At 63.6% G+C, this 5,009-nt stretch carries 4 protein-coding genes; 1 reads left to right on the forward strand and 3 read right to left on the reverse strand.

Annotation, left to right across the window (positions count from 1 at the left end; genetic code table 11):
- Positions 1 to 162: 162 nt before the first annotated feature.
- The 3 genes from VGP39_RS20485 to VGP39_RS20495 form a co-directional block, all read right to left on the reverse strand.
- Entirely contained in the window at positions 163 to 1,182 is a 1,020-nt protein-coding gene (locus VGP39_RS20485) for an ABC transporter substrate-binding protein (RefSeq protein ID WP_327569918.1), read from the reverse strand.
- Between the two features lie 23 nt (positions 1,183 to 1,205).
- Positions 1,206 to 2,975, reverse strand: a complete 1,770-nt coding sequence (locus VGP39_RS20490) for an iron ABC transporter permease (protein WP_327569919.1) — start codon at positions 2,973 to 2,975, stop codon at positions 1,206 to 1,208.
- 282 nt (positions 2,976 to 3,257) lie between these two features.
- Positions 3,258 to 4,085, reverse strand: a complete 828-nt coding sequence (locus VGP39_RS20495) for an alpha/beta hydrolase (RefSeq protein WP_327569920.1) — start codon at positions 4,083 to 4,085, stop codon at positions 3,258 to 3,260.
- A 145-nt stretch (positions 4,086 to 4,230) separates the two neighbouring features.
- Here VGP39_RS20495 and VGP39_RS20500 point away from each other — a divergent pair.
- The coding region (locus VGP39_RS20500) for an ABC transporter substrate-binding protein (protein ID WP_327569921.1) at positions 4,231 to 5,009 on the forward strand (779 nt) is incomplete at its 3' end.

Genomic DNA, 5,009 nt, shown 5'->3' on the forward strand with positions numbered 1-5,009 from the left:
GGGTGAGGGAACTCTCCGCGCATTCGGACTCGGGGATAGACCCCTCACCCGAAGCCTCCGCTGCGCTACGGCTTCGACCTCTCCCCTGCGGGGAGAGGTGAAGAGACGCTGGCGCTACGGCTTCGACCTCTCCCCGCAAGCGGGGAGAGGTAAAGAAGCCGCTCATTGCCGGTAATTGTAGGTCTTGTTCCACTCTTCCACCCATGCTGCGTGCAGCTTCACGTACTCGTCGAATTTGGGCACCCAGACCTTGATGACCTTCGGATCCCACCCCTTCGGGTAGAACGGCGGATCCTTGAGCGAGGTGATGTTGCCCAATTCCTTGATCATGAAGGTTTGACCCTCGACCGAGAGGCGCCAGTTCATGAACAGCTTGGCGGCGTTCGGGTTCTTCGCGGTCTTCGGGATGCCGTCGGCATAGGGGTTGATCGGCACGCCCTCGGGCGCGAATACCGCGTCGATCGGCGCGCCCTCCTTGGTCTTGGTGTAGACGATGTTGTAGAGCAGCGGCCCCATCGAGACCTCGCCGCGTACGATCGCATCGGACATCGGCGCGCCCGATGGATAGAGCACGTTGTCGAGCGCCGCCTGCTTCTTGTGATAGTCCTCGCCCAGAACCTGGCGCTCGAACATCACCCGCGTCCAGGTGGTGCCGCCGGAGGGCGCGATCACCTGCGCGATTTTCTTGCCCTTGTATTCGGGCTTGGTCAGATCCATCCAGGTTTTCGGCGGGTCCTTGACCAGTTCGGTATTGTAGGCGATCGACCAGCCGAGCGTCACGCCGGGCCACAGTTTTGGCGACACCAGAACGTCGGTGCGATAGTCCGCCGCGTTGGGCGGCGCGTAGTCCATGAACAGGTCCACCAGTTCCATCATCAGCGCGCGGTCGGAATGGTTGATGACGTCGGCCGAGAGCTTGTCGGCCGCGGCTTCGGTCTTGATGCGGGTGATCAGCTGGCCGCCGGGGGCGCGCACCATCTCGACCTTGATGTTGGGGAAACGCTTGTTGAAGGCCTTGATGACCTCCTGCTCGACTTCCGCGAAGTTCGCGGTGTAATAGACCAGCCGGCCTTCCTTGTTGGCGGCGGCGATCAGCTCCGGAGAGCCGAAATTTTGTGCGAGTGCGGGCTGTGCGCCTAACGCCAGCGCAAGTCCCAGAACGATGCGAGCTATTTTATTCATCACGCGAATCCTCCCTCGTTTTCTTATCCGGTACGGCCGACGCTGCCTTGCGACTCGCCCTTCGAAAGCCAGTTGGCGAGCCCGATCAGCACGCCCAGCAGCACGGTCTGCACCAGGCTGAACGCCGCGGTCTTGCCGATATTGCCGCCCTCGTAATAATCCAGCAGCAGCACCGACATCACCATGGTGTTGCTGGTGTAGAGAAACAGCGAGGAGCCGAGTTCGCGGATCGCCAGCACGAACAGCAGCGTCATCGCCGCGATCACGCCGGGCCGCGCCAGCGGCAGGATGATGGTGCGGATGCTGCCGAGCATGCCCTTGCCGCAGATCCATGCCGCCTCCTCGAGCTCACGGTGGATCTGCAGGAACGAGGTCGACAGCACCTTGACGGTATCCGGCATGAAGCGCGCGATGAAGGCGAGCGCCAGGATCCAGATGGTGCCGTAGAGTCCGCCGGGCAGCCCGATCCACGCCCACAAATACGCGACGCCGATCACCAGGCCCGGGATCGCCACCGGCAAGGTCGACAGCAGATCGATCGAACGGCGGCCGGGAACCTGGGTGCGGTGGATGGTGTAGCCGATGGCAAAGGCAAGCACGCCGCCGACCAGCGCGGTGGTGATGCCGACCTCGATGGCGTTGTAGATCGAGCGCAGTGTGAGCGGATTGTCGAAAATGCTGTCGAAATGCACCAGGGAGTATTGCCGCATGTCGAACAGGCTCGCGGCATCGCGGATGAACATGAATTTGCGGAAGCCCGCCACGATCAGCGCCAGCAGCGGCAGCACCACCACGATCAGCAGATAGACCATGGCGAGGCCGAAGGTGAACCAGCGCCACGGCCCGAGGTCGAGGTTGCGCGGCCGGAACGCCTTGCCGGCGACCGTGGTGTAACTGCGCCCGGTCAGCACCTTCTGCTGCACATAGACCAGCAGTCCCGTCACCACCATCAGCAGGATCGCGACTGCGGCGGCGGTGTTGTAGAGCGGCGGCGACCAGTTGGTGAGCCGGAAGATATAGGTGGTGAGCACGCTGATGTTGGTCGGCGCGCCGAGCACCGCCGGAATGCCGTAGATGCCGAGCATCACGATGAACGACAGCAGCATGCCGGAGACGATCGCCGGCATGATCAGCGGGAACGTCACCGAGAACAGCGTGGCAAAGGCGCTGGCGCCGGCGACCTCGGCGGCTTCCTCCAGGCTGGGGTCCATGTTGCGCAAGGCGGACGCGGTGAACATGTAGACGTAGGGCGCGTAGTAGACGCCGAACACGAAGATCAGCCCGCTCAACGTGTAGAAGTCGACGCGCCAGTCGAGGCCCATCCACCTGAACATCGTGTTGATCAGTCCGGTTTTCGGCGAACCCAGGATCACCCAGGCGATGCCGGCGACCAGCGGCGGCGCGAACAGCGGCAGCATGCTGACCGCGGCGATAAGACGCTTGCACGGCGTGTTGGTGCGCACCACGATCCAGGAAAAGCTGAGACCGATGATGACGGCGACCGCGGTGCCGCCGCCGCAGGCGATCAGCGTGTTGAGCAGCGCCTCGCCGACGTTCGGATTTGTGAGCACGGTGACGAAATGGGCGATCGAGAGCCGGAATACGCCGAACCCGTCGATCACCGGATTGGTGTCAGTGAGCGCGCCGAGCAGCAGCATCAGCATCGGATAGATCACCAGGAAGGCGAGGATCGCCAGCAGCAGCGCGGCCCACAGGCCTTCGGCGAGCTGGCGGCGAACGCCGTCAACGCCGTCGCGCATGATGTCGGTGCGCCAGCTCGCCTGTCCGTGCAACGCGTTTCCCCTCGCCGGCGGCCGTTTTATTGTTGGTGGCCGCTCTGCAGCCGAAGCCTAATTGATCGCGCTGGGGGCGGAAAGGTAGCAGAAAGTCGCGCCGGCTCTTGCCTGCCGCCATTAATGGCCACCACACTGCCGTCATCCTGAGGTGCTCGCCGCATCTGGCGGCGAGCCTCGAAGGATGCGCCACATGCGCCGCGGCCATCCTTCGAGACGCCGCGCAAGCGCGCGGCTCCTCAGGATGACGGCTCAATGCATGGCGTGAAAAGCCATCATGCTTTAGCGGCGGGTGGCCAGATCGAGCAGCCGCCGCGTCATCGGCGAGTCCGGATCGGCCAGCGGCGCGATCGCGGTGAAATGATTTGCGCCGGGCACGGCTGCGAAACGGGTCTGAAGTCCGGCGCGGCCCCAGGCGTCCACGATGGTCCGGCTTTGGCGAAAGTACTCGGCGCTTTCGTTTTCACCCACCACGGCGTCGAGACTGCCGTGAGACGGCGGCGTCCAGCGCAGCGGACTTGCCCGCCTGGCGGACGGCTCGTCGAGTCCAAGCGCGGTGTTGATCGACGTTCCGATCAGCGGACCAAGATCGAACAGTCCGGAAATCGCGTAAGCCGCCCGCACCAGATCGTGCGGCAGCGCTGCGTCGACCGCGCGCCAATCGCTCGCCATCAGGCAGGCCGCAAGGTGCCCGCCGGCGGAATGTCCGCTGACCACAAGACGCCGCGAGAGTGGCGCCAACGCGCGCGCGGCATTGCGCATCTGCGCGATGATGTCGTCGATCGAAACCTGCGGGCACAGATCGTAGCTCGGGATCGCCACGCCGACGCCGTGGGCGTTCAGGCCGGCTGCAAGGTGACTGAAGAACGAAGCATCCAGCGCCTGCCAGTAGCCGCCGTGAATGAAGACGACCAGCGCACCCTGGTTGCGCGAGGGAAAAACATCGATGGTGTTGCGCGCGCCCGGCCCGTAGGAAATCCGGCGCCAGGCGCCGGCTTGCGACTCGCGCCAGCTTTGCGCGTCCCGCGCCCATCCGGCAATCAGCGAGGGATGTTCGGGGACTCGCGCCCGGTTGTTGTATTCCGCCTCGTAGTCGATATCCGCGATCAACCCGCCGCTCCCGTTGCTTTTCGCCGCCTGGTTATCACGATCCAGCAGTTGGCGATCCGCGGCAAGTCAAAACACAGCCTCGATAACTTGCGCGGGACAAGCCGCTCCTTTACGGTTCAAGCAACTTGAGGGTGGAGTGAAATCGATGAAACAGGTCCTTCGATGCGCCGGCCTGGCGGCCCTGCTGAGCATCATAGCCGGCCACGCATTCGCGCAGGAAAAGCTCAAGATCGGCGTGATCGTGACCTTGTCCGGTCCGGCGGCGGCGCTTGGTCAGCAGGTCCGCGACGGTTTCAATCTCGCGGTGAAGGATCTCGGCGGCAAGATGGCCGGACGCGACGTCCAGGTCATCGTCGCCGACGATGAGCTCAAACCGGACGGCGCGGTCATCAAGGTCAAGGGGCTGCTCGAGCGCGACAAGGTCGATTTCGTGGTCGGACCGATCTTCTCCAACATCCTGCAGGCGATTCACAAGCCGGTGACCGACACCAAAACCTTCCTGATCAGCCCGAATGCCGGTCCATCGAGCTACGCCGGCAAGAACTGCAGCCCGTTTTTCTACGTGACCTCCTACCAGAACGACCAGGTGCACGCGATTCTCGGCAAGGTCGCGCAGGACCGCGGCTACAAGCGCGTCTATCTCTTGGTGCCGAACTATCAGGCCGGCAAGGATTCCGTGGCCGGATTCAAGCTCGACTACAAGGGCGAGATCGTCGAGGAAACCTACATGCCGCTGGGTTCGCTGGATTTCCAGGTCGAACTTTCCAAGATCGCATCGCTCAAGCCCGACGCCGTGTTCACCTTCATGCCCGGCGGCATGGGGGTCACGCTGGTCAAGCAGTACAGTCAGGCCGGCCTTGCCGACAAGATTCCGGTGCTTTCGGCGTTCACGGTCGATGAATCGACGCTGCCGGCGCAGCAGGA

Origin of the sequence: Bradyrhizobium sp. (assembly GCF_036009065.1) — a bacterium.
In the GTDB taxonomy this organism is placed as follows: domain Bacteria; phylum Pseudomonadota; class Alphaproteobacteria; order Rhizobiales; family Xanthobacteraceae; genus Bradyrhizobium.

Excerpts from the sequence above, each read along its gene's own strand:
- VGP39_RS20485 (WP_327569918.1), bottom strand. The coding sequence starts at position 1,182 with ATGAATAAAATAGCTCGCATCGTTCTGGGACTTGCGCTGGCGTTAGGC.